The 25,969-nt window shown below is 44.7% G+C and carries 20 protein-coding genes; 11 read left to right on the top strand and 9 right to left on the bottom strand.

The window, feature by feature from the left end:
- Nucleotides 1–95: 95 nt before the first annotated feature.
- Nucleotides 96–1,613, bottom strand: coding sequence for a fumarate hydratase (locus AB6D93_RS01990; protein ID WP_102320448.1), 1,518 nt, complete (start codon nt 1,611–1,613; stop codon nt 96–98).
- Between the two features lie 254 nt (nt 1,614–1,867).
- On the opposite strand from AB6D93_RS01990, the gene pabB reads away from it, so the two are divergent.
- Nucleotides 1,868–3,247, top strand: a complete 1,380-nt coding sequence (gene pabB / locus AB6D93_RS01985) for an aminodeoxychorismate synthase component I (RefSeq protein ID WP_017065426.1) — start codon at nt 1,868–1,870, stop codon at nt 3,245–3,247.
- A gap of 162 nt (nt 3,248–3,409) precedes the next feature.
- Here the strand turns inward: pabB and AB6D93_RS01980 are convergent, their stop codons facing one another.
- Together AB6D93_RS01980 and AB6D93_RS01975 are read right to left on the bottom strand one after the other, a co-directional pair.
- Nucleotides 3,410–5,128 (bottom strand): ATP-binding protein, encoded by a 1,719-nt coding sequence (locus AB6D93_RS01980; protein WP_102320450.1) that lies wholly within the window; start codon nt 5,126–5,128, stop codon nt 3,410–3,412.
- 1 nt (nt 5,129) lies between these two features.
- A complete protein-coding gene (locus AB6D93_RS01975; protein ID WP_017060423.1) occupies nt 5,130–5,672 on the bottom strand; it encodes a heme NO-binding domain-containing protein in 543 nt (180 codons plus the stop codon).
- A gap of 303 nt (nt 5,673–5,975) precedes the next feature.
- Between AB6D93_RS01975 and AB6D93_RS01970 the strand changes: the two genes are divergently transcribed.
- The 3 genes from AB6D93_RS01970 to AB6D93_RS01960 all read left to right on the top strand — a co-directional run bounded on the left by AB6D93_RS01970 (nt 5,976) and on the right by AB6D93_RS01960 (nt 9,620).
- Nucleotides 5,976–6,575: a CoA pyrophosphatase gene (locus tag AB6D93_RS01970; RefSeq protein ID WP_102333204.1), complete on the top strand. Its 600-nt coding sequence runs from the start codon at nt 5,976–5,978 to the stop codon at nt 6,573–6,575.
- 309 nt (nt 6,576–6,884) lie between these two features.
- The gene (locus tag AB6D93_RS01965; protein ID WP_102320452.1) at nt 6,885–8,138 is read left to right on the top strand and encodes an aromatic amino acid transport family protein; all 1,254 of its coding nucleotides are present in this window, start codon (nt 6,885–6,887) and stop codon (nt 8,136–8,138) included.
- 120 nt (nt 8,139–8,258) lie between these two features.
- On the top strand, nt 8,259–9,620 hold the full coding sequence (locus tag AB6D93_RS01960) for an L-serine ammonia-lyase (protein ID WP_017060420.1): 1,362 nt from the start codon (nt 8,259–8,261) through the stop codon (nt 9,618–9,620).
- A 119-nt stretch (nt 9,621–9,739) separates the two neighbouring features.
- On the opposite strand, the gene AB6D93_RS01955 is transcribed toward AB6D93_RS01960, so the two are convergent.
- Nucleotides 9,740–10,882 carry an amino acid permease gene (locus AB6D93_RS01955; protein WP_017060419.1) on the bottom strand — a complete coding sequence of 381 codons (1,143 nt, stop codon included), beginning with the start codon at nt 10,880–10,882 and terminating at the stop codon, nt 9,740–9,742.
- Nucleotides 10,883–10,963: 81 nt separating this feature from the next.
- Nucleotides 10,964–11,161 carry a hypothetical protein gene (locus AB6D93_RS01950; protein ID WP_133154288.1) on the bottom strand — a complete coding sequence of 66 codons (198 nt, stop codon included), beginning with the start codon at nt 11,159–11,161 and terminating at the stop codon, nt 10,964–10,966.
- Between the two features lie 501 nt (nt 11,162–11,662).
- On the opposite strand from AB6D93_RS01950, the gene AB6D93_RS01945 reads away from it, so the two are divergent.
- Complete coding sequence (locus tag AB6D93_RS01945; RefSeq protein WP_017068771.1) at nt 11,663–13,285, top strand: methyl-accepting chemotaxis protein; 1,623 nt, start codon at nt 11,663–11,665, stop codon at nt 13,283–13,285.
- 118 nt (nt 13,286–13,403) lie between these two features.
- On the opposite strand, the gene AB6D93_RS01940 is transcribed toward AB6D93_RS01945, so the two are convergent.
- Nucleotides 13,404–14,894 (bottom strand): SulP family inorganic anion transporter, encoded by a 1,491-nt coding sequence (locus tag AB6D93_RS01940; protein ID WP_017068770.1) that lies wholly within the window; start codon nt 14,892–14,894, stop codon nt 13,404–13,406.
- Nucleotides 14,895–15,451: 557 nt separating this feature from the next.
- Here AB6D93_RS01940 and asnS point away from each other — a divergent pair.
- Nucleotides 15,452–16,852, top strand: coding sequence for an asparagine--tRNA ligase (asnS, locus tag AB6D93_RS01935; protein ID WP_017060416.1), 1,401 nt, complete (start codon nt 15,452–15,454; stop codon nt 16,850–16,852).
- A gap of 133 nt (nt 16,853–16,985) precedes the next feature.
- Here asnS and AB6D93_RS01930 read toward each other — a convergent pair whose 3' ends face one another.
- Both AB6D93_RS01930 and AB6D93_RS01925 read right to left on the bottom strand, forming a co-directional pair.
- On the bottom strand, nt 16,986–17,192 hold the full coding sequence (locus AB6D93_RS01930; protein ID WP_004734707.1) for a hypothetical protein: 207 nt from the start codon (nt 17,190–17,192) through the stop codon (nt 16,986–16,988).
- A gap of 127 nt (nt 17,193–17,319) precedes the next feature.
- Nucleotides 17,320–18,723 (bottom strand): PLP-dependent aminotransferase family protein, encoded by a 1,404-nt coding sequence (locus AB6D93_RS01925; RefSeq protein WP_017065418.1) that lies wholly within the window; start codon nt 18,721–18,723, stop codon nt 17,320–17,322.
- A 218-nt stretch (nt 18,724–18,941) separates the two neighbouring features.
- Here AB6D93_RS01925 and AB6D93_RS01920 point away from each other — a divergent pair, with 218 nt between their 5' ends.
- The 3 genes from AB6D93_RS01920 (at nt 18,942) to AB6D93_RS01910 (ending at nt 22,425) form a co-directional block, all read left to right on the top strand.
- Nucleotides 18,942–19,241: a hypothetical protein gene (locus tag AB6D93_RS01920; RefSeq protein ID WP_017060414.1), complete on the top strand. Its 300-nt coding sequence runs from the start codon at nt 18,942–18,944 to the stop codon at nt 19,239–19,241.
- 249 nt (nt 19,242–19,490) lie between these two features.
- The gene (locus AB6D93_RS01915; RefSeq protein ID WP_069597131.1) at nt 19,491–21,032 is read left to right on the top strand and encodes an HD-GYP domain-containing protein; all 1,542 of its coding nucleotides are present in this window, start codon (nt 19,491–19,493) and stop codon (nt 21,030–21,032) included.
- A gap of 202 nt (nt 21,033–21,234) precedes the next feature.
- On the top strand, nt 21,235–22,425 hold the full coding sequence (locus AB6D93_RS01910; RefSeq protein ID WP_017065416.1) for an amino acid aminotransferase: 1,191 nt from the start codon (nt 21,235–21,237) through the stop codon (nt 22,423–22,425).
- Nucleotides 22,426–22,549: 124 nt separating this feature from the next.
- On the opposite strand, the gene AB6D93_RS01905 is transcribed toward AB6D93_RS01910, so the two are convergent.
- Entirely contained in the window at nt 22,550–23,191 is a 642-nt protein-coding gene (locus AB6D93_RS01905; protein WP_102333202.1) for an outer membrane beta-barrel protein, read from the bottom strand.
- A gap of 150 nt (nt 23,192–23,341) precedes the next feature.
- On the opposite strand from AB6D93_RS01905, the gene AB6D93_RS01900 reads away from it, so the two are divergent.
- Nucleotides 23,342–25,231 carry a DUF294 nucleotidyltransferase-like domain-containing protein gene (locus AB6D93_RS01900; protein ID WP_102333201.1) on the top strand — a complete coding sequence of 630 codons (1,890 nt, stop codon included), beginning with the start codon at nt 23,342–23,344 and terminating at the stop codon, nt 25,229–25,231.
- A gap of 5 nt (nt 25,232–25,236) precedes the next feature.
- Nucleotides 25,237–25,953, top strand: coding sequence for a 3'-5' exonuclease (locus tag AB6D93_RS01895; protein ID WP_017060409.1), 717 nt, complete (start codon nt 25,237–25,239; stop codon nt 25,951–25,953).
- Nucleotides 25,954–25,969: the final 16 nt, after the last annotated feature.

Here is a 25,969-nt window from a genome sequence, read left to right as displayed (position 1 = left end):
CAGATAATGCTGCACTTTTGTCTTTAACTTTCTGTCAAAAATTGCAATTCAAACGCTGAAGTTAGCGACAATTACGATTTTTTGGCGTCGATTAATTACGCTTTCTCAGCTTCAGCAATCTTCACTTTCCACGTGTCAGGGCCGATCTGGTGTGCGTTCACGCCGTTAGAGTCAACCGCTACCGTTACAGGCATATCTTCAACTTCAAACTCGTAAATCGCTTCCATACCGAGATCTTCAAACGCAACAACGCGTGCTTTTTTAATTGCTTTTGCGACTAAATAAGCTGCACCACCAACCGCCATTAGGTAAACCGCTTTGTGCTCTTTGATTGATTCAACCGTTGCAGGGCCACGTTCCGCTTTACCGATCATGCCCATAATGCCAGTTTCGTTCAGCATCATGTCAGTGAACTTATCCATACGTGTTGAAGTTGTTGGGCCCGCAGGACCTACCGCTTCATCACCTACAGCATCAACAGGACCCACGTAGTAAATGAACTTACCTTTGAAATCAACGCCAGCTGGTAAGCCTTCGCCGCTTTCTAGCATGCCTTGAATACGTTTATGAGCAGCATCACGACCGGTTAAGATCTTACCTGACAGAAGAACCGTTTCGCCGGTCTTCCACTCTTGTACGTCTTCTTTAGTCACTTCATCAAGGTTAACACGACGTGTATTTGCGCCCGCTTCCCAAGTGATGTCTGGCCACTCTTCTAACTTAGGTGGCGTTAGCTCTGCTGGGCCGCTGCCATCTAGTGTGAAGTGAACGTGACGCGTTGCTGCACAGTTCGGGATCAAACATACAGGCTTAGAAGCAGCATGAGTTGGTGCTGTTTTGATTTTTACATCAACCACAGTAGTGAGACCGCCAAGACCTTGTGCACCAATGCCAAGCTTGTTTACACGGTTGAAGATGTCTAGGCGAAGCTCTTCTTCTGCGTTCTCAGGACCTTTCTCGATAAGCTCTTGGATATCGATGTGTTCCATCAAAGATTCTTTCGCTAGCACAGCTGCTTTCTCAGCCGTACCGCCGATGCCTATACCTAGCATACCCGGTGGACACCAGCCTGCACCCATTGTTGGCAGCGTCTTCTCTACCCATTCTGCAATATCATCAGAAGGGTTCAGCATAACCATCTTGGTTTTGTTCTCAGAACCGCCGCCCTTAGCCGCGATTTGAATTTCAACTTTGTTGCCTGGAATCATATTAATGTGGACAACCGCTGGTGTGTTGTCTTTGGTATTAATACGCTTACCTGCAGGGTCCATTAGGACAGATGCACGCAATGGGTTATCTGGGTTGTTGTAAGCTTGACGAACGCCTTCATCAACCATCTGTTGTACTGTTTGATCCGTTTCCCACCTAACATCCATACCGATGTTCACGAAACAAGTAACAATACCCGTATCCTGACAAATTGGACGATGGCCTTCCGCAGACATGCGCGAGTTGATAAGAATCTGAGCGATCGCATCTTTAGCTGCTTGGCTCTCTTCTTTCTCGTACGCTTTTTCTAGGGCTTGGACAAAGTCTAAAGGGTGATAATAAGAAATGTACTGAAGTGCGTCAGCGACACTGCTGATCACATCTTGCTTACGAATAACCGTCATTGCATGCCTCTTTATTGTTCTGGTTCCATGTGGGTTCACAGTTTGACTATATGTGCCAAATCGAATTAGGTGGTTTAGCTTTTTATTGTGTTGAGCTGTATTTAGTTGCTTTAGCAATCGCTTGCATAGCTTTAAACTAAACCACTTGGATTACACCGTTCTAATCAAGAACCCATTTTATTTTCAATTTATGATACTCTTGCTTCCTCTCACACGCCATGCAGTGATCGAACTCTTTGTCACAAATTAAACAAATGAATAACAACGAATTTCGCTCTATCCAAATCAAGCCGCTTGAATATCAATCAACTTTAGCTAAACAGCTGTTTTCCCATATTGAAAACCTGCCGTGGGCAATGCTATTACGCTCCGCTTCAGAAAGCCACGTTGATAGTCGATACGATATTTTAGTTGCTCAACCCATCGCCACCTTCGAGACAATCGGTGCAGAAACGACCGTTAATGTTAATGAGACGTGCGAGGTTTCAGACTCTGATCCTTTCGAACTACTCGACCAATATCAGCAACAATTATTGCCTGCGACTAAAGAGCACACTCAGTTGCCATTCGTTGGCGGCGCTTTAGGCTATTTTAGCTATGATTTAGGGCGCAGAGTCGAGACACTTCCATCACTCGCAAAGCGTGATATTGAAGCACCTGACATGGCAGTTGGCTTGTATGAATGGGCTGTTATCGTTGACCACCAATTGAAAACGGCGTGTATTGTCGGTAGCAATATCGATGAACATCATGATTGGCTAATGCAGCAGATGGCTCAATCACACCTATCACATGCGCCCTTTGGGTTAACCACACCGTGGCAATCCAATATGAGCGAAGAGAGCTACGCCACTAAGTTCGATAGTGTTCAAGAGTACCTGTTATCCGGGGACTGCTATCAGATTAACTTAGCTCAGCGCTTCAATGCCCAATACCAAGGTAGTGAATGGCTGGCTTATGACAAGTTAGAACAGTACAACTCAGCGCCCTTTTCGGGTTTTATCCGTTTGGCCGACTGCGCAATCATCAGTGTTTCGCCAGAGCGTTTCTTAGAACTCAAAGACAACGTCATTGAAACCAAGCCAATCAAAGGCACACGACCTCGCTCTGAGGACCCGATGATTGATAATGCCAACGCGCAAGACCTAGCAAGCGCCGATAAAGATCAGGCGGAAAACTTGATGATCGTCGACCTACTTCGTAATGACATTGGCCGAGTAGCAAAACCGGGCACAGTGCATGTACCAAAGCTCTTCGATATTGAAAGCTTCCCTGCCGTGCACCACTTAGTGAGCACGATACGAGCGGACCTTGATGACCAATACTCTGCAACTGACCTTCTGAGAGCCTGTTTCCCTGGAGGATCGATTACTGGCGCACCAAAAGTTCGCGCGATGCAGATCATTGAAGAGTTAGAACCGCATCGACGTTCAGCGTACTGCGGCAGTATTGGCTACATCAGCCGAAATGGCAGAATGGATACCAGTATTACCATTCGTACATTAGTCGCCGAGAACAACACGCTTTATGCTTGGGCTGGCGGTGGTGTGGTATTTGATAGTGATTGTGCTTCTGAATACCAAGAAACACTGGATAAGCTGAGTCGAATTCTACCGGTACTTGAAGATTGCTAAACCTAGTGTCATTAACTGCGAGTTCCGCGACTTAATGACGAGTTCCGTAGCTTAACGGCTAGCAAAAGTTCGATATAAAAAGAAACCGAAGGATCGTAAGATCACTTCGGTTTTTTAGTCTGTAAGTTAGAGTACATAACTCACAACGCTTTATTCGCGTGTTTAAGCGACCTTCACCGCTGAGACACCCCACTTCTTGAGCATCTCTTTCAGATCGTTGGCGGTGTAAGGCTTACTCAAAATGTCATCCATTCCACACTGAATACAACGTTCGCGTTCTTCCAATGTCGTTCCGGCGGTCAGTGCCACAATAGATTTAACGTAACCCTTCTCTCTTAGCTTCTCTGTTGCTTCAAACCCGTCCATAACAGGCATTCTGCAATCCATGAATACAATGTCGTATTCGTTGTCTGACGCGAGCTCAAACCCTTCGACACCATTGCTTGCGATAGCTGGTTCAATCTCATGTTTACGAAGCATCTGTTGGATGATGATCTGGTTCATCTTAATATCATCAACCACCAGCACTTTAAGTAGTGACAATTCCGCCTCATACTCAAAGCCCTTGGCGACACTATCACTCTCTGCCGGAACATCGACAACTTGAAGAGGAATCGAGATGGTAAACGTCGTGCCTGAACCAACGACACTGGTCACCCCAATATCACCATTCATCAGAGCCACCAGTTTGCGACAAATCGCTAACCCAAGTCCTGTTCCCTCATAGTTCCGACTACTTGAGTTATCTGCCTGCGTAAAAGGTTCAAACAGCGTCTTATGTGCTGATTCAGCAATTCCGACTCCAGTATCTTCTACAGAGAAAACAAATTGGTTTTTGTCCCATTCGATATCGACATTCACATGTCCTTCTTCTGTAAATTTAATCGCATTACCGATTAAGTTCACAAACAGCTGAGTGATGCGCTCTAAATCACCTTGGAAATGGGAGGGAACATTTGACGCAACACTGATATTAAATTCAAGCTGCTTCTCGATTGCTCGATTGACGAAAATACTATCAATCGTGTTTCGCAAGTCATTCAGGGCAAATTTCTTTGGAATAAGCTCTAACATCCCTGCGTTAATTTTGCTGTAATCCAATAGATCATTAATGATGGTTCGGAGAAACTCTCCAGATTGGCTCAGGTTGTTCACTATCTCACGCTGAGAGCTATTCAGTTCGGTATCACTGATCAACTCGGCACTGCCTAGTAAGCCATTAAGTGGAGTTCTTAACTCATGATTAATCATGGCCACAAAGTCACGCGTTGCCCTTTCGGACTCTTCCGCTCGTTTACGTGATTCAATATTTCGGTTGATTGCTAGTTGATGGGTTAAGGCACTGCAGATAAGGTCCGTGACCAACAACAGTTGGCTTTGGATAAACTCGTAGTCTTGGTCTAACAACCTGACTCTGACGATTAACGCACCAACTATGACTTTTTCAACCTCTAAGGGCACGGTCAGTAGGTTGTCTTGCCAATGAGGTTCTTGAATGTCTTGCTCTAACACCTCGACAGTCTCATCGCCATAATCATAGGTCTGTAACTGAGGGATGAGCTTGGGAGGTAGAATCAAACGACTGGCTTCGATTAAGTAACTGTTAGTCACGTTGGTCGTTAGTTCAGATAGCATGACATCATCGAGATCATTTCTTAGAAACGCGCGCCCAAAATCAATCAACAGGTTGTCGATTTGTTCTTGGAATTCAATGCGGCGTATATTCGCGTTGGAGCGCTTTTCTAACTGACGCAAAGCAAGCTCAAGCTGTTGGTTAGCCTCGAACAGTTCGAGGCTCTTCTGTTCCAACAATCCTTCAGCCGCTTTCCTTGCCGCGATTTGACGCTTAAGCTTCTTCTCTAGGGCAGATGCCAGATCCATATTACTTTTCTACTTTGAGATTAAACCTAACCACGCTTTGGTCATCATTTTGTGGCGTCATCTCCACCGCGATAGATTCACCGTGGTATTCAGCACATCCTTCAATAAGCCCTAAGCAAACATGAGACATACACCTTGCGCTTTTGTAGTCAAAAACAAGTTGTGCTTCGGTCGTGGTGATAAAACTGAATTCAGGTGGCTCAGCATCCGGATAGAGCTTCTTCACTTCAACATGAATGTAACGCTCTACGTGCTGAATAAATTGAAAGGTGGTATTGCTGTGAGCAAGGCTCGCTTTATTCGGTAATGAGGCCAGTAAGTTCTTAAATACAGACTGCCCAAACACGCGTTGCAAGCTTGCCGCATCAATATCGGTTTTCTTACTCAAGTTGATAATCAACCTGACAAGGTCTTTGTGGTCGTAACTGCCGACCGACGTATAGATTCCTTCATCTTCTGACATTTCTAGAACTTCTTCCAAAAGCTCTAGCCCAAACTTGTCTTCAACAAGCTCTAAAAATTCGGTGAATATGATTCCTTTCATCTCATACCTTTTCTTCTATTTCTTTTTAGAATGGTCCACTAAGTTATTGTTATCAAATTCTTAAACAAAAAATCTACGTTTCGTCACCCAATTTTATGACATCGATAACGCTTACTCGCCTGTATGCACATATTGAATATAGCAAAAATCGTCATTTTGAGGAGATTCATCGGTAAACAGCCCCTCATGACGCCCAATTAATAACTAAAAGAGGGAAAGTGAATGAAGAAAAACTCAATATTGGTAATCAACCCACGGTTATGTCTATAATTAAAATCATAATAATCAATATATTGGCTTGATATGAATAAAGAAAACTTCCTTCAGCAATTCCAACTTAACCCTACCGTTGGCTATCACCCAGAGTCAGTAGAGCGTGTTTCGCACATCAGTGGCGAGCAATTACGTAAAGCGGCAGTGGTGGTAGGTTTAGTTGAAAGAGAAGATGGTTTACATGTCATTTTTACTAAAAGAGCGGCTCATTTAAAGCATCACCCCGGCCAAGTCAGCTTTCCTGGTGGTAAACACGAACTTTCTGACCCTTCTATGCAATTCACTGCACTCAGAGAGCTCCATGAGGAGGTGGGAATTCGATCGGATCAAGTTAAAATTGTTGGGCAATTACCTGCATTGAGTACTATTAGTAAATTTTCTGTGACGCCGATTGTTGCCATGGTCGATCCTGACTATAAAGCCATCATCGATGAGAACGAAGTTGCCTCAATTTTTGAGGTGCCCGCTACCTATGTTTTAGACCAAGCCAAGTTACACAGCCACACTGTTAACTTTAAACAAATCAAGCATCGAGTTTTTGCTATGCCCTTCCAAGAGCACCTAATTTGGGGCGTTACGGCGCAAATCATCCATTCACTGCAGCAACATGTAGTGCAACAAATTACATAGCAACTACGTTTTGTTTAATCTCTGTTAACAAAATCCAGACTTTCTATGGAACAGATTTATTAATGCAATTTTACGCAAACGTTTCCCTGGTATAAATCTATACAACCCCGCCTTTCGCATAAATAAAAGTAATACCAAGCATAAACATAAATCACCTGTGGCACGCTATTTTCGTGATCAAAAATCCGTTTTTCGCATATCATGTGACACGCCGTTTCATTACATGATTTAGATCTATTTTTTGCAGAAGAAAATTCTGCAGAATTAGCCCCGACTTATTTCCTGTTCCCAAAAAATGAGTAATTTAACATGAACACAACAACTTCTTCGGCAAATGCCGTTAAAGATTCAAGCAAGTTTAACTATAAAGATTTTACCTGGTGTTTATCACTATTCGGTACAGCAGTTGGTGCTGGCGTACTATTCCTTCCAATCAAAGCTGGTGCGGGTGGTTTTTGGCCATTAGTTATCCTAGCTCTAATTGCGGCACCAATGACTTGGTTCGCACACAAATCTCTAGCTCGTTTCGTACTGTCTGCTAAAAACCCTGAAGCTGATATTACAGACACAGTTGAAGAGCACTTCGGTAAGACTGGCGCAAACATTATTACTTTTGCTTACTTCTTCGCTATCTACCCGATCGTTCTTATCTACGGTGTTGGTATCACAAACACAGTTGATTCTTTCCTAGTAAACCAAATGGGTATGGAATCTATTCCTCGTCCTCTTCTTTCTGGTGCACTTATCCTTGCTATGACAGCAGGTGTTGTATTCGGTAAAGAGCTGATGCTTAAAGCAACTTCAGCAATGGTTTACCCACTAGTATTCATCCTACTAGCGCTATCTTTTTACCTAGTTCCTGATTGGAACACTTCAATGATGGACGTAAGCCCAGAATGGTCAACAATGCCTTCTATTATCTGGCTTGCTATTCCAATCATCGTGTTCTCTTTCAACCACAGCCCAATCATTTCACAGTTCTCTAAAGAGCAACGTCGTGTATACGGTGATGACGCAGTTAAGAAAACTGACGCGATCACTGGTGGCGCAGCAATGATGCTGATGGGTTTTGTAATGTTCTTCGTATTCTCTGTAGTGCTTTCTCTATCTCCAGAGCAACTAGCAACAGCACAAGCACAGAACATCTCTGTTCTTTCTTACCTAGCAAACGTACATGAGTCTCCACTTATCTCTTACATGGGTCCTCTAGTAGCGTTCGCAGCGATTACTTCTAGCTACTTCGGTCACTTCCTAGGTGCTCACGAAGGTCTTGTTGGTCTAATCAAGTCTCGCTCTGGTTCTTCAGTAAGCACTATCGAAAAAGCATCTCTAGCGTTCATCGTTGTTACTACTTGGATTGTTGCGGTAGTTAACCCAAGTATCCTAGGTATGATTGAAACAATGGGTGCTCCAATGATTGCAGCTATCCTGTTCCTAATGCCTGTATTCGCGATGCAAAAAGTACCAGCAATGGCTAAGTACAAAACTTCAGCACCTGTGCAAATCTTTACAGCTTTATGTGGTCTAGCGGCTATTAGTTCTGTAATCTACGGCGCTCTTTAATCTCAAGCCCTTTTTATAAGATGGCATCCATCTTATATCGCGAGATTAGACAAAAAATATAATGATAATAAATGAGCCTCCCTACTCCCCTTGGGAGGCTCTCTTTTTGAGGTAATCGCTATGATTAGTGTATTTGATATCTATAAAATCGGTGTTGGTCCATCGAGCTCACACACAGTTGGACCAATGAAAGCGGGTAAAGAATTTATTGATGACCTACGTTCAATGGGAAAATTGCGCGACATCACTAAAATCACCGTGGACGTATATGGATCACTATCACTGACAGGGAAAGGTCACCACACAGATATCGCAATCATCATGGGTCTTGCTGGCAATACTCCTGAGCGTGTTGATATCGATTCTATTGCTGGCTTCATTGCTCGCGTAGAAGAAACTGAGCGCCTTCCTGTTGGCATGCACTGTCATACAGTATCGTTCCCACGCGATGGCGGTATGAACTTCCACACTAGCAACCTTTCTCTACACGAGAACGGCATGAGCATTCATGCATGGGTTGGTGACGAAGTTGCATACTCAAAAACGTACTACTCAATTGGTGGCGGTTTCATCGTTGACGAAGAGAACTTCGGCAAAGAAGAAGAAAACCCAATCAAAGCACCTTACGAATTCACAACAGCTGAAGAGCTGGTTAATCAGTGCAAAGAAAGCGGTCTTTCTATCAGTACACTGGTTATGAAAAACCAAGCAGCGTTCCACTCAGACGAAGAGTCTCGCACTTACTTCGCTAACATCTGGAAAACTATGCGTGAGTGTATGGATCGCGGTATGAATACTGAAGGTATCCTGCCTGGTCCACTACGTGTTCCTCGCCGTGCAGCAGCACTTCGCCAACAGCTAATGACTTCAGAAAAAACAACCAATGATCCAATGTCGGTTGTTGACTGGGTAAACATGTTTGCTTTCGCAGTAAACGAAGAAAATGCAGCTGGCGGCCGTGTAGTAACGGCACCAACAAACGGCGCATGTGGCATCATCCCTGCTGTATTGGCTTACTACGATAAGTTCATCCAAACAGTGACAGAGAAAGATTACATCCGTTACTTCGCAGCTTCTGGCGCGATCGGTGGTCTTTACAAGCGTAACGCTTCAATCTCTGGTGCTGAAGTTGGCTGTCAGGGTGAAGTTGGTGTGGCATGCTCTATGGCTGCTGCTGGTCTTGCTGAGCTTATGGGTGGTAGCCCTGAGCAAGTATGTATGGCTGCAGAAATCGGCATGGAGCACAACCTAGGTCTAACATGTGACCCAGTTGCTGGCCAAGTACAAGTACCATGTATCGAGCGTAACGGTATTGCTGCAGTTAAAGCAATCAACTCGACTCGTATGGCGCTTCGTCGCTCTTCTGCTCCTACTGTTTCTCTAGATAAAGTTATCGAAACAATGCTAGAAACAGGTAAAGACATGAACGCTAAATACCGTGAGACATCTCAAGGTGGTTTGGCTGTTAAGGTTGTTTGTTAATCATTCTGAATTAATAAACCGATAATAAAAAAGGAACGCCGCGGCGTTCCTTTTTTGTATCTGAAGCTTTTGGAGCTAAAGCTTGGTGACTGATTGATTCAACCGACCAAATTGTTTTGTTAAATCACTTGCGAAATAAGCAGGAAACAACCAAACAGCAGTGAGAACAACATCATTGCGCTGCCACCTTCTGCTCGGTATCGGTCATCAGCAACTTTCATGAAGCGCTGCTTGTGAACCATAACCAGAGGAACAAACACCGCTAGGAACACCAAGATGATGCCTGCGTAATTCAGCACTTGTAGGAACTTGTCTGCAGCAAGCAATGAACCCGCCAACGGCAAGATAAAGCTAATGCAGTACGTTACCGCTGTATTTTGGTTGAACATGTCTTTGTTCTGGTTGAACAACGCCATTGCTACGCCAAAGAAAGAGGTCAACAACGCCAAGCCCGTGAAGGTAGACAGAACGTTACCCACCCAAGGAGACTGAGCCTCAAACGCCGCCATCAAATCTGATACGTTCTCAAAGCTTCTGAATTGCTCTTCACTCAAGTTGCCCACTACCGCAAACAACCAACACAAGTAACACACTAATGGGATCAGAGAACCGATGATCACCATGTTACGCAGCTGTTTGTCTGTCGCTTCGTGGTTGTAAGAAACCAAGGTTGGAATCACCACCATAAAGCCAAAGCTCGTAAACAGGATGGCACTGGTTTTGATTAGGTCAACGTGGTCATGGCTGGTTACCTGCATCAAGTTTTCTTGAGTCATGCTCGGCGCTAAGAAGGCCATGGTTGCAAACAAACTAGCAAGCATCACGAAGAACAATGCTCGATTGAGCTTATCAATCACACCAGTACCACTTGCGACTACTGCGCCAGCAAGCAAGGTAAACACGGTTTGGCTGGTAGTCGCGGTAATTTCGACGCCAAAGTTAGACAGTAACTTACTCAGCAAGTCACCTGCGCCCAGAATGTAAGCCATTAATAGGCAAATCAACAACGCGTATAGCAAGCCGTTGGTAAGCAGCTGACCTTGTTTACCCAAGGTTTTTCGGGCAATAGAGTTTAATCCTAGACCGCCACCCGCTTTGATGGTCGCTTCTAGAAGTAGTAATGCTGCGTAAGTCGTACCGAAGCAGATCAGTACCATAAGCAGTGTGCCGTAAAGCAATCCGAATTGAGCTAATACCATTGGGATCGCAAGCATACCAGCACCGAGAGCGGTACCAGCGATAATTAGGGAGCTACCCATCATTTTAATATTCATTGTTTTTAACTTATTTGTTTAGTTTTTATAGATGTGAGTCTTCGTTCATCGAGCGGATGACAAAGGAGTTCAGATAGAAATAAAGTTATAAAACGAATAACAATAGGAGCGATAAGCGGTAAAGAAGCGTACAGAGACGTTGTCGAACAGGGCGTTCAAAGGGGAGCTTGTCTTAAAAGAGGTAAAACGAGAAGCGTGAGTAAGCATTAACTGATGTGGTGAACCTTCCGTAGGTTCAATAATCGGTGATGTAATCTTGAATTTCATGTATGTGTCCAATAAGTCACATTCCATAGTATTTGAAGCAGCGTATCCGTTGCTGCCCTACCTCTATCATAGAGGTCTTTTCATCTTATCGAATGAGCCTCGAAACACAACGCTATAACCACAATTTTTGCTATTAAATTGAACAAAACAACCATTTGGATATAAACTGACCACTAAGTCGTCTAAAACAATAGTCTTTATTGATAAAAGACAAGCGGACAAATACATCGAGCTAATTAACAACCTAGGCTTTTCTAATTATCAGCACAATCAAAACTCGATGCTGCACTTCAATTTTCCCAAAACAACAGTCTGTTTTAAGAACAGCGAGGAGCTTGAAGCGCGTTCCATTTCAACACCAGGTTCCGCACAAACTTGCTACATCACAGAAGCATAACCACAACCGGAGTGTGGTCACACAATTCGTTATACCCCATAGGTGGTAGGAATTCTTACTAGTACAGTATTTGCGTCATTATAATTAATAAAAACAAACACCTTATGCGCTCAACAATCACCTTTAAAATCCTAGTGGCCCTCGCCATCGTGTTCACCTTTTTGCTGGCAATATCGACCTATTTCCAATATTCGCAACAAAAGCAACTTGTAAACTCAGTGTTAAGTGAGCAGCTTCACGACAAAGCAAGTAACTACTTCGATAGCCTCAATATGATGATGCTCACCGGCACCATGGCACAAAAAGAGACCCTTCGTCAGAAAGCACTGGCTCAAGAAGGCATTGAAGACGTTCGTGTTTTACGCGCCGACGCTGTCAGCAAGTTATATGGCCCAGGTAATGACAACCAAACACCGGTTGACGATATTGATAAACGAGCGCTAGCGGGCGAAACCGTTATCGAACCTTTTTCTGCTGATTGGGGCAAAGGCTTGGTTATTGCTCTGCCAATGAAGTCGAGTGAAGATTACCGAGGAACCAATTGTGTCGCCTGTCATATGGCACCAGAAGGTGAAGTCTTGGGTGCGATTCGTCTCGAATATAACCTTAACCATGTTAACTCGCTGATTAACACTCAAACCATGGCTGCTATTGGCATTATGGCAGTGATCTCGTTTGCCGGATTTGTCCTTACGATGGGATTAATTCGTAAGATTATCGTGCGCCCGCTGCAACAGACTTCTCGCTTTATGACCCAAGTCAGCAACGATAAAAACCTATCCACTCGCCTGCCGGAACAAAGCAAGGATGAGATTGGCACGCTGGCTAACTCCATCAACTCGTTCATGGGAACCGTATCCGACAGCTTAGAAAAGGTACAAAACACCTCGCACAAACTGAATGCGTCTGCCAACCAACTGACTAGTGTCGCGCAAATTACCGAGCAAGCCGCCAGTGACCAGCAAAGCGAAACCGCCGAAGTGCAACATAATGTCGAAGGAATACAGGCACAGCAAGTCAATGTAGAACAAGCGACTTTAACGGCTTCAGAGCTTATTAATCACACCGCCGATGTGGCATGTAAGAGTGCCAACCAAGCACACGACGCAAGCAGTGAGATAAAAAACCTCGTTAGCAGCATAGAAGAAGTGAAACACAAAATACTGACACTCAATGAGCAAACCGGAGAGGTCTCTTCAATATTGAGTGTGATTCGTGGCATTGCTGACCAAACCAATCTTCTGGCCTTGAATGCAGCGATTGAAGCAGCTCGTGCGGGAGAACAAGGTCGTGGGTTTGCGGTAGTGGCAGATGAAGTTCGCCACCTTGCATCGCGAACCGCAGAAGCAACAGGCAGCATTGAGTCAATCATTCATCAATTCCAGCAAGGCAGTGAAGAGTCGCTAACTTCTGCCGATCGCGTTTGCGAACAAGCTCATCAAAGCTCAACCGATATCGACGCACTTTCAATTGAAATGAATGGTGTGGTCGAAGAGATGAAACAAGTCTTGGCTCACGCACAGAATATTCAGCAGCAAACACAATCCACCACACAAGCGACTCAAGATGTTCAACAAAAGGTTGAGACCATCACCTCTCACGCCAACAACACGTCGCAATCTGCGGCTGAAACTCGCAACATCAGCAATGACTTAGAAGAGCTGTCTGATCACCTTGAGTCACTGATTAATCAGTTTACTTTGTCGAGTACAAAGAAGAAGTCATAGATCGCCAACAAAAAAGCGCTCAACAATGAGCGCTTTAACTTCATAACAATGTCTAGTTCAGGCTTTCAGGCTTTCAGGCTTTCAGGCTTTCAGGCTTTAAAAGTACCTTAAACCAAGATTAGTGCGTAATGGAAACCGCGGTTAAGTCTTTATGCTTGTGATACATCGCGTGTTTGACTATCAGGTTCGCACTCACGCTATCCATTCCTGACACTTCAACGTAAGCCCCTTTTTTACGGAACTTGAACACAACCTTATCAAGCGCCTCGACCGAGGTATTATCTAAGAATGACGCATCCGATATATCGATGGTCACTAAAGAGGTCGCGTTGTCATAATCAAATAAGTCGACAAACGCATCTGACGAAGCAAAGAAGACATGGCCTTTTACTCGGTGAATGGTGTGCATTTCGTTTGTCACGACTTCATCGGATATAAACACCATGGATTTGCTGGCATGTGCATAAAACAGAGCCGACAGCACCACGCCAACCGCAACACCTATCGCTAAGTTATGAGTAAACACCACCACCGCCACGGTTGCTAGCATGGTTACATTGGTTGGCAGTGTGTGATCTTTAAGCTCAACAATGGAACGCCATGAGAATGTGCCGATAGAAACCATGATCATCACAGACACTAAAGCGGCCATCGGTATCAGCTTCAACCAATCAGAAACAAACACCACCATTAGCAACAAAACCACCCCAGCGATCATGCTGGACAATCGGGTTAAGCCACCTGATTTGATGTTAATGATCGACTGACCGATCATTGCGCAGCCCGCCATTCCACCAAAAAGGGAAGCCACGATGTTCGCAACGCCCTGCCCTTTACACTCATTGTTTTTATTGCTTTCAGTATCAGTCAGGTCATCGACTATGGTCGCTGTCATCAAGGATTCCAACAAGCCAACCAGAGACAGAGCAATCGAATATGGCAGGATGGTTGCAAGCGTCTCAAACGTGAATGGAATATTAGGAATCAAGAACACAGGCAGTGAATCGGGAAGCTTGCCCATATCGCCAATCGTTCTCACATCTAAGCCGAAGAGCAAACTAATGATTGTCAGGGTAACAATCGCGACCAGTGGAGAAGGTATTGCGCGACCAAACTTGGGGAAATAAGGAAGCAGATAAATGATCGCCAAACCCAAAGCGACTAACACGTAAACGCTTGAAGGGACGTTGATTAATTCAGGAAGTTGGGCCATGAAAATTAGAATGGCGAGCGCGTTAACAAATCCAGTAATCACCGATTTGGAAACGAAATTCATCAGGTTACCAAGCTTGAGATAACCAGCTGCGATCTGAATGACGCCAGCTAGAAATGAAGCGGCGAGTAGATATTCTAGTCCGTGCTCTCTCACTAAAGTGACCATTAGTAGCGCCATAGCGCCTGTTGCACCGGAAATCATTCCCGGACGACTGCCAACCAAAGCAGTGACGACACAAATACAGAACGAGGCATAGAGCCCTACTTTAGGGTCAACGCCTGCAATAATTGAAAATGCGATGGCTTCAGGGATCAATGCGAGTGCAACCACAATCCCAGATAATGAATCTCCTTTAACGTTTGATAACCAGTGTTTTTTTAAATAATTAAGCATGTAATTCTCTTTTACTTGTACAGCCAGTCCTGCCTTGTTGAGACATAATTTGATCGACTGTTTTTCTTGAATGAGCGAGCGCTCGAAAAGTGCGGGTGTAGAGAGAATGCAGGGGTTAAGGCGGCGTAATTAACACGTAGATATTAAACTCCTCTTGTACTTTAGTGGGAAATTAAGAAGGTGATCAAGTCCAAAATGACTGAATCCGCGCCAATATAGAGTGAGTCTGAACACAATCACACTCCCATTATTGAAAACAAAGGTTTCGATTACGCCATGCTCGTTCAGCAGCTCACATAGGGTGAAAGGTAAGGCTGACGCTAAGATCGAACAAAAAACACACCCTCAAACCTATTTATCGTCAGTAGACACAATATTTCTTTCTCCAAGCAAGAATAAAGGTTGAAGCTGTCGGTATGACAGGTAATATGTTCAATCGATTTAAAAAGTTTATACAACTTAATGTTTCGGCTAATTATTGTGCAAATGTATATTTATTTGCAGCAATGCCAGAGACTTTGAGTTGAATTTGTCCCTCAATGGAGAATGAAATCAACATGACTTACGCGCCTGTAACAGACGTACTTGGCGGCAAGCTAGCGGTAGACAGTGAAGTAACTGTTCGCGGCTGGATCCGTTCACGTCGTGATTCCAAAGCTGGAATCTCTTTCCTTGCCATTTATGACGGCTCTTGTTTCGACCCGATTCAGGCCGTGGTTCCTAATAATCTTAATAATTACGAAAACGAAGTATTAAAGCTAACAACTGGCTGCTCTGTTGAAGTAACGGGTAAGATTGTTGAGTCTCCTGCGAAAGGTCAAGACTTCGAACTAGCAGCAACTGACGTTAAAGTTGTAGGCTGGGTTGAAGACGCTGACACTTACCCAATGGCTAAGACGCGTCACTCTATCGAGTACCTTCGTGAAGTTGCTCACCTACGTCCACGTACAAACGTGATTGGCGCAGTAGCACGTGTACGTAACTGTCTATCTCAAGCGATTCACCGTTTCTACCACGAGCAAGGTTTCTTCTGGACTTCTGCTCCGCTTATTACTGCATCTGATGCAGAAGGCGCTGGTGAAATGTTCCGTGTTTCTACGCTAGACATGGAAAACCTACCACGCACTGAAAAAGGCGACGTAGACTTCAACGAAGATTTTTTCGGTAAAGAGACGTTCCTAACAGTATCTGGCCAACTTAATGCTGAAGCTTATGCTTGTGCACTAAGCAAGGTTTACACGTTCGGTCCTACGTTCCGTGCTGAAAACTCAAACACAAGCCGCCACCTAGCTGAGTTCTGGATGGTTGAGCCTGAAGTTGCGTTTGCAGACCTTAACGATGTAGCGAAACTGGCTGAAGACATGCTTAAGTACGTTTTCGCTGCTGTTCTTGAAGAGCGCCGCGACGACCTTGAATTCTTCGCTTCTCGCATCGACAAGCAAGCAATTACTCGTCTAGAGCAATTCGTTGACGCTGACTTCGCACAAGTTGACTACACTGACGCAATCCAAATCCTACTAGACTCTGGTAAGAAATTTGAGTTTGACGTTGAGTGGGGCATCGACATGTCTTCTGAGCATGAGCGTTACCTAGCTGAAGAGCACTTCAAAGCACCTGTTATCGTTAAGAACTACCCGAAAGACATCAAAGCTTTCTACATGCGCTTAAACGACGACGGCAAAACAGTTGCAGCAATGGACGTACTTGCACCAGGCATCGGTGAAATCATCGGTGGTGCACAACGTGAAGAGCGTCTAGACATTCTAGACGAGCGTATGATTGCTATGGGTATCGACCCTGAGCACATGAGCTGGTACCGCGACCTACGTAAATACGGTACAGTGCCACACGCTGGTTTCGGTCTTGGTTTCGAGCGTCTAGTATCTTACGTAACAGGTATGGGTAACGTTCGTGACGTGATTCCATTCCCACGTACACCACGCTCTGCAAACTTCTAATTCGAAACCTATTCGATATTAAAAGTTAAGAACAAACAAAAACCTCCGCACTTGCGGAGGTTTTTTTATGTTCGGAATAAAACGAGTCCAGATGCTTCTGCGTGCCACTATCTGAGACTCATTATTTCAAAAGCTAATCCACATCTTGGTCGATAGCGTATTTTATTGCAAGACCGCAAATTGCCATCATAACGAATGGGATCGCGGCAGTGGTGTATTCCGCCCACGCCATATCAGCGAATGCTTTTGCCAGCAGTACGTGGCCGAGAATAAGCAGAAGCGCACACACAATAGCGACAATAATCAGCTTAACTTCATTTCCCATAGTCATTTTCAACATAACGGTATCTCCAATATTTGGTCTACCGTTATTGAATCACAACTCTTTGGTCAATTAGGCGTACAGTTACCCCACAAACAACCCGTACAGTTGGAATGATTGTCTTTTTTATGAGGGACTTAAGGTTTTACGAGTGCGTAAGTTGATGTGCCAGTTTGCCAAGCCAGATGAGCGCCTGTTCTTTCTCTTCTGTCAGTTCATAAGAGAAGTTCAATCGTATCGCGTTATCCACTCTGCCATGCTCACTAAACAGATCGCCAGATGCAACGCTAATACCTTGTTCGATAGCCAGTTGATGAAACTGTTGGCTGTCGAATTTTTCAGAAAAGCGAATCCATATCAAGTAACCACCAGCCGGCTCTTCAATCTCGATTGAATGCGGAAAGTACTGCTTAATGACATCGATAAATCGCTCTTTCCTGACGACAAGGTTTTTACGCAGTTTACGAAGGTGATTGTCGTAGCTTTCATGCGTTAAGAAATGAGCGACACCAAGTTGAACAGGAGCGCTACTCGATAACGTAGAAAGAAGCTGTAACTTTTGAATCGCGTCGTTAAAACGCGTGTTCACAACCCACCCTACTCGATAACCAGGACACAAACTTTTTGAATACGACCCACAAAGCAAGACGGAATCGGTCTTATCGAAGGCCTTTAGTGGCTTCGGCTTATGCCCTTCGTAATAAAGATCGCCATACACGTCATCTTCAATAATGTAGGTTCCATGCTGTTCTGCAATCTCTACCACACGGCGCTTTGCCTGTTCCGACAAACTGGTTCCCGTTGGGTTTTGAAAAGTCGTCATCAGCCAACACGCTTTAACATCTTGGTTTTGTAGCGCGTTTTCAAACTGCTCTATATTCAACCCATTGATTGGGCAAACGTCCACTTCGATAGGGTTAAGCCCGAGCCTCTCGACAGCCTGCAGAGCACCATAGAAGGCGGGAGACTCAATCACGACGTTATCACCCGACTTGGTGACCGTTTGCAGGCTCAAGTTGAGCGCTTCCATAGCACCCGACGTAATCACGATGTCTTGATGATTAACCGTAATCCCTTGCTGCAGATAACGCTGTGCGATTTGCCTTCTCAAGGACTCACTGCCCGGTGGTAAATTATTTATCACACTCGCGCCAGTCATCTTCCTACCCGCGCTGGCAAGGTTTCGAGTCAAGGTAGGTAACGGGAAAAGGTCGGGATCTGGGAATGCAGAGCCGAAAGGAATCACACCTTCGGCTGAACTCGACTTCAAGAAATCAAATAAGCGGTCATTAATGGCTTTCTTTTCACTAACGAGTGGCTGTGCGTAGTCAACGCCGTCCAGCCTTGGCGCTACAAAGTAGCCCGACTGAGGTTTAGCGATGATCCACCCTTCGCTTTCTAGCAACTGGTAGGCTTGTAAGACAGTACTATTGCTGACGTTGTAATTTCGACAACTCATGCGTACCGAAGGGATCTTCTCTCCGGATCGCCACGTATTGTTGGCTATCTGAGTTCGAATATCCTTTGCAAGCTCTTCATAACGCGCCATCTAATTGTACTACCTAGAGAAATTCTGTGAGCCGGTGATTTTATCACTTACGCCAACAACTATTGCTGCTATCCATATGATCGCACCTAATTTCCACAATAGTGTGAATTGGTTCACAGATAACTTTGTAAGCTTTGCTAAGTTTGTACCCAAGGTAGGAGCTAAGTTGGCTTTCTATCTCAATAATTTGATGTAACCCAAAAACATGCGAGATAACAATGAAAAAAATAGAAGCAGACCAATTAAGTTATAAAGGAGAGTCAAACGGTGTTCACAGTTGGACAACACCGAGCGGTCAGCCATATTACTGGCACCCAGATTGGCTCCATATTGCTGAAGATGCGACAGGCTCACATCCAAAGCAAAAGATCGATGTCGAACAAGACCAAGCACCAACGGAAAAACACGCGGTGTCTGCTATTCTGAAACACATCAACCAATGGGCTGCAGACAAACTAGCGTCTCACCCTGAGATTGAAACCGGCTCAATCGAAGCTGAAATCAATCTCAAAAAGTAACGGGGTAAAGTAGATAGCAAACTCAATCACTCGCGATTCTAACCAGTACACAGACTGAATAGCCTCGAACCTCGACCGAGGCTATTCAAGTATCTTCATAAAAATGCTGCAATAACCCCCACCTAGCTAACAAATCTCTAACACAAACCAATTTCTTGTATCAATCCACGAAAGCTATCGATAGAATTTCCGGTCTTATTCACGTCAGTTATGCTAATTATTCGCAATTCTAAAGTCGTGAATCAATGAATGCGTAAATCTAATAAGAATGAGAACAAAGGCTTACCGATGGATACTTCAAATTACAATCAATCGCTAACGACTAAGTTATACGTCATTGCTGGCGTGCTGTTTGGCACCTATGGCAGTCGGGTGTGCCCTATGCTCGATAGCTTAACGACGTTAGAGATTTTCACACAAGTCAGTATTGTGTTTATCTTATTATGGCTCGCACGTCGTTACCCATTGGCGCAACATACCTTGGTCAAGCAAGGCCGATTCACGCAACTCGATACCCTGCTATTTTTTGCTGCAAGTGTGCCTTTCGCGCTCTACTACAACTTAAGCTATGAATTCACCATAGATAGTAATTTGAAGGTGCTGTTTGGCATGAGTCTATTCGGCTTCTTTACCGGAACCATTCTTCAATTGAATGCCAAGCTCAGCCAAATGGATAAAATGGAGACGACTGGACAATTCGACTTCCAACTGGTTGGTGAAAGAAGTTCACTGGTCAAGCAGATGATAGGCTTGGTTATCGTGCTTCTGGTAACACTGACGACTATGTTGACGATGATTGCCGTTAAAGACATCTTCTGGCTAGAACACAACCCTGACCGCTTATTGGATGGCACCGGCAAGATCAGCGTGATCAAAGAGTTTATTTATTTGGCTGTGGTACTGGGTGGCTACGCGATAACCATCATGACGCTTTGGAGTAAGCTAATTAAGCGTATTCTCCTAAGCCAAGAGCACGCATTAAACAAAGTCACCAATGGCGAGCAAGGCGTTCGCTTACCTATTTTCGGCTACAACGAGCTTGGATCAATGGCATCTATGACCAATACCATGCTTGATAGCCTTGAAACCGCGCAAAACGAAGTGAAAACCACACGTGACGTAGCCATTGTGAGCTTATCGGCATTGGCTGAATCTCGAGACAATGAAACGGGCGCACATATCCTAAGAACTCAAGAGTACGTCAAGGTGCTCGCACAAGAGCTCAGCAAATCAGAAACCCACTCAAGCTTGTTAACACCAAACTACATCGAGTTGCTCTACAAATCTGCGCCTTTGCACGACGTGGGCAAAGTAGGTGTTCCTGATAGTGTGTTATTGAAGCCGGGCAAATTGACGGACGAAGAGTTTGAGATAATGAAAGGTCACCCCGCGATTGGGGCTGAAGCGTTATCTATTGCAGAAAAGCAGTTGGGAAGTAGCTCTTTCTTAAGAGTCGCAAAGGAGATATCTCTGACTCACCACGAGAAATGGAATGGCAGTGGTTATCCTAATCAGTTGTCTGGTGAAGATATCCCGTTATCTGGCCGTTTAATGGCATTAGCTGATGTTTATGATGCGCTCATCTCGAAGCGAGTCTACAAGCCAGCCTTTACTCATGAACAAGCTAAACAGATCATCTTAGAGGGCAATGGGACGCATTTTGATCCGCAAGTTGTCCAAGCTTTTCTGGTCGTCGAACAAGCGTTTGTTTCAATTGCTGCGACCTACAAAGATGGCAAAAATGTAGCGAGTGAACTCGAGCGCGAAAGCTTTATTGCTCAACCAGCGTAATCTATTCAAAATCCACTAACTTCTTGCACCCTATAGGTTAATCCGTAGGGTGTTTTGTTATCAAATATCCTCTTTAGTCAATAAATCTGATTGAAATGGATTTTTTTTGGTCTTTCTGTTCACTTCGTATTGTCTTAAAAATTCCATACAGGTATAACTACCCATAGATACTATCCCCTCTCAATTGACATGGATGAAGATTATGTTTGAAAAAGTGTTAGCTGCTCCCGCCGATCCTATCCTCGGCCTTACTGAAGAGTTTAAAAAAGACTCTCGTGCAGAGAAAATCAACCTTGGCGTTGGCATCTACAAAAATGAAGATGGTCAAACACCAGTACTTAAAACAGTAAAGAAAGCAGAAGCTGCACTTCTTGAAAACGAAAAAACCAAATCTTACCTAACGATTGAAGGTACAGCTGAATACGGTCTAGCGGTTCAGAAACTTCTTTTCGGTTCAGACGCAGAGATCGTTGCATCTCAACGCGCTAAAACAGCACAAGCTCCAGGTGGTACAGGTGCACTTCGCGTAGCGGGTGAATTCATCAAGCGCCAACTGGGCGAAGTGAAAATCTGGATCAGTAACCCAACTTGGGCTAACCACAACGGCGTTTTCGCAGCTGCGGGTATCGAAACTGCTCAATACAGCTACTACAACGCTGAAACTAAAGACAAAGACTTCGCTGGCATGGTTGCTGACCTAGAGAAAGCTTCTGAAGGCGATATCGTTCTTCTTCACGGCTGCTGTCACAACCCAACAGGTATCGACCCAACAACTGAAGAGTGGGAAGTTCTTGCTAAACTGGTTGCTGAGAAGAAACTGCTTCCTCTATTCGATTTTGCTTACCAAGGTTTTGCAAAAGGCGTTGAAGAAGATGCTGCTGGCCTACGTATTTTTGCTCAATACAACAAAGAGATCCTTGTTGCTAGCTCGTTCTCTAAGAACTTCGGCTTGTACAACGAGCGTGTTGGTGCATTCACTCTGGTTGCTGAATCAGCAGACGTAGCAACGACAGCATTCTCTCAAGTTAAGAGCATTATCCGCTCTATCTACTCTAACCCACCAGCCCACGGCAGTGCTGTCGTTACTCACATCCTTGGTGATGCTGATCTACGTGCTGAATGGGAAGCAGAAGTAGCAGAAATGCGTGACCGTATCCAAGAGATGCGTGAGCTATTTGTAACAACACTGAAATCAGAAGGTGTTGATGCAGACTTCACATTCATTGAACGTCAAAACGGCATGTTCTCTTTCTCTGGCCTAAGCAAAGAGCAAGTAACTCGCCTAAAAGACGAATTCGCAATCTACATTGTTGGTTCTGGCCGTATCAGTGTTGCTGGTATGACTAAGTCAAACATGGGTCCTCTATGTAAAGGTATCGCTGCGGTTCTTTAATCGAAAAGCGAAACCTTTATTTGCAGTCCAATAGATATGCAAAAGCCAGCAATCAAGCTGGCTTTTTTGTGTCTGCCTCTTTGTATATAAGAGCTATTAGGGCATGTAGCCTTTTCGTTACTGGCTAATACTCTAGGAAAAATTCCACACCTAGCTCGTTAGTACGTTCGCTACGAATTTTACCTTCACCATCTCGATGTTGGTATGACCCACCAATCGCAAACTTGTTGGTCACTAGATAACGTAAACCTAAGTGATAGATCTGTTCATCAAACAGGTCACTTCGATTCACTTGCACACTCCCGTTAGCTATCCAACGTTTCGCAAATCCATAGTTAAGCTCAGCTTTTACCCCTTGGATGAACTCGGTGTCTGAAGATTCAGTTCGGTTGGTGTCATTATCTTCAACCTTACCTTTCGTGATACCAAGCAGGTAGTAAGCCACTATATCTAAATCTTTCTTAATGCTGTAACGGTAACCAACACCTGGCATCAGCGTATCAATTCGAGTTGTGGTGTCATCAGGGTGAATGAAGCGTGCGCTGTAGTCTCCCAGCAGCAACCAATCATCCGTCATCGCGTAACTGACGCCTAATCCATAAGACGAGGCATTGTTATTACTGCCTGCATCTTCATTTAAACTGCCCGAATGCGCCGTGGCATAAATATGGTCGTAATCTAAAATATCCACCGCGTTAGTGTCCGCCCACAAACTTGGAGAAAACATAAAAACCGCAGATACAAAACTAAGCTTCCACTTCGACATTCCTATCATCCTTAAACTGTCACTCCATTAATTGAAAGGTTAGTCTATCCATAAGACTTTAAAAAGGTTTTAGCTCACAGATTGATTTGTGACGGCAAAATATTATCAAATGTTGTACCATGAAATCATACAAACCAATGGATGATCATTATGGATGCTGAGTTATTAGAGATTCAAAACTTTCTGGCACAATACCCCCCTTTCACAGAACTCCCTGAGGAGATGTTGGCGAAAGTGACCAGTAGCGTGGAAATTTCTTATTACCGCCAAGATACCCCTATCATTCACTTTGGTGATCAAATACATGACTTATACATCGTTCGAAGTGGCGAAGTCGAAGTCTACCGCCGTAAAGGCGAACTCTATAACCGCCTGGATGAAGGCCACTTGTTCGGTCAAATGGGCCTACTGACCAACAACAAGGTGCGTTTCCCAGTTAAAGCGACTGAAGACACCCTACTCTACTGTATTCCTGAGCCTATCTTCCAAGAGCTCTACGACAACTACGACTCTTTTGCCGATTTCGTAGAAGTAGAAGATAACGCACGACTGCGCCAAGCCAACTCAGACAGCAACGACGCTAACGACCTAACAACATCCAAGGTTAAAACGCTACTGACCAGCGAAGCGCCAATGATCGAAAAAACGCGCACGATTCAGCAAGCTGCGACCATGATGGCACAAGATAATGTTTCCTCTTTGCTGATCATCGACCCAGATATCGTTGAAGATGATGAAGATGACTCAACACCCGTGATTGGCATCATCACCGACCGAGATTTGTGTACTCGCGTTTTAGCTGAAGGGCTTGACCCATCGGATGAAGTCTCTAGCGTAATGACACCTGAGGTTATCTCTCTCGATCACAATGCTTACGTATACGAAGCTATGATGACCATGCTTCGCTATAACGTGCATCATTTACCAGTGCTTAAAGATAAGAAGCCGATTGGTATTATCGAAGCGACCGATATTGTTCGTTATGAGTCTCAAAACTCGCTGTTATTGGTAAGTAGTATCTTCCAGCAACAAAGTATCGAAGATCTGAAGGTGCTTTCCGAGCAAGTAAAAGACAGCTTTGTGCGCTTAGTTAACGAAGATGCCAACGCCCACATGGTGGGTACTGCAATGTCGGTAATTGGTCGTAGCTTTAAGCAGCGAATTATCGAACTGGGCGAAGAGAAATTGGGCAAGTCGCCTATTCCTTACTGTTTCCTCGCACTGGGCTCTATGGGGCGTGATGAGCAGCTGCTGGTTACCGACCAAGATAACGCAATCATTCTTGATGATACCTACGACGAGAAAAAGCACGGTAAATACTTTGAGGAGCTGTCGACCTTTATTTGTGATGGCTTAGATCAGTGTGGCTATGTGTATTGTACTGGCGATATCATGGCGACTAACCCAACGTGGCGTATGACTCGTCGACAATGGGAAGAGTGCTTTGCCGATTGGATTGATGATCCAAACCCGAAAGCACTGTTAAATGCTTCAATCTTCTTCGACTTAGATGGCGTTTATGGTCGTCTGAAATGGGCCGAGCAATTGAACAGCTTTATTGTTCGACGCGCACGTAAGAACAATCGCTTCTTGGCGTGCCTTGCACGTAACGCACTCAACCGTACACCTCCGCTCGGCTTCTTCAAAGATTTCGTGATGGAGAAAGATGGCCGTCACAACAACTCTATCAACCTTAAGCGTCGTGGTACTGCGCCACTCGCCGATTTGATTCGTGTTCACTCGCTCGCGGTAGCGTCTCGCTCTAAGAACTCGTTCGAACGCTTAGATGACATTATTGACGCCGGTATTCTGCCAAAAGGCCGAGCTCAAGATTTGAAAGATGCGATGGAGTTTATCTCTCTGGTTCGTATTCGCCACCAAGCACACGATGTCGACAACAACATCGAGCCTGATAACAACATCGAGCCAGAGAACCTGTCTGACTTCGAACGACGTAACCTAAAGGATGCATTCCAAATATTAAGTAATGCGCAAAACTTCCTTAAGTTCCGTTATCAAGCCAGCAACAAGTTTAAGTAGGGCCTATGAACAAACTATTCAGATCACCTGCGGTCGATTGGCCATTTAAGTTTGCTCAGAAGCTTGAACGAGCGAGAGACGAGCGCTTAAAGCACTTTTATAGCCAGCCTCTTCCTGCGCCTGATACGCCACTTTCAGAAGTGATGTTTTTGGCTGTCGACTTTGAGACAACGGGGTTAAACCCAAACAAAGACGGCATCATTACCATTGGTTTAGTGCCATTTACGCTCAATCGCATCTACTTGCGACAAGCCAAACACTGGACTCTAAGACCAAAACAGAAACTTGAAGAAGAGTCTGTCGTGATTCATGGCATCACTCACAATGACATCATTGATGCGCCAGACCTTAGCGAAGTGTTGGGCGAGATCTTAGAATCAATGGCGGGACATATCCCTGTGGTTCACTATCGTCGTATCGAACGTGACTTTTTGGACAATGCATTGAAAGTGCGACTCGGTGAAGGCATTGAGTTCCCAGTCCTCGACACGCTGGAGATTGAATCTCAGATCCAAAATAAACTGGCTGGCGGCTTGTGGAACAAGCTGAAAGGTAAGAAGCCAGCTTCAGTGAGACTGGGTCAGAGTCGTCGTCGATACCATCTGCCCGACTACACGCCGCATCATGCATTAACTGACGCTATTGCGACCGCTGAGCTACTCCAAGCGCAAATTGCTCATCACTTTGACTCTGAGATGCCTCTGAAGAGTTTCTGGCTCTAGCTGAGTTACGTAAGCT

Origin of the sequence: Vibrio sp. 10N.247.310.23, from assembly GCF_041467155.1 — a bacterium.
Taxonomy (GTDB): Bacteria; Pseudomonadota; Gammaproteobacteria; order Enterobacterales; family Vibrionaceae; genus Vibrio; species Vibrio crassostreae_C.
Note: the sequence above shows the minus strand (reverse complement) of the source record. Positions and strands in the feature narration are given on the sequence as shown.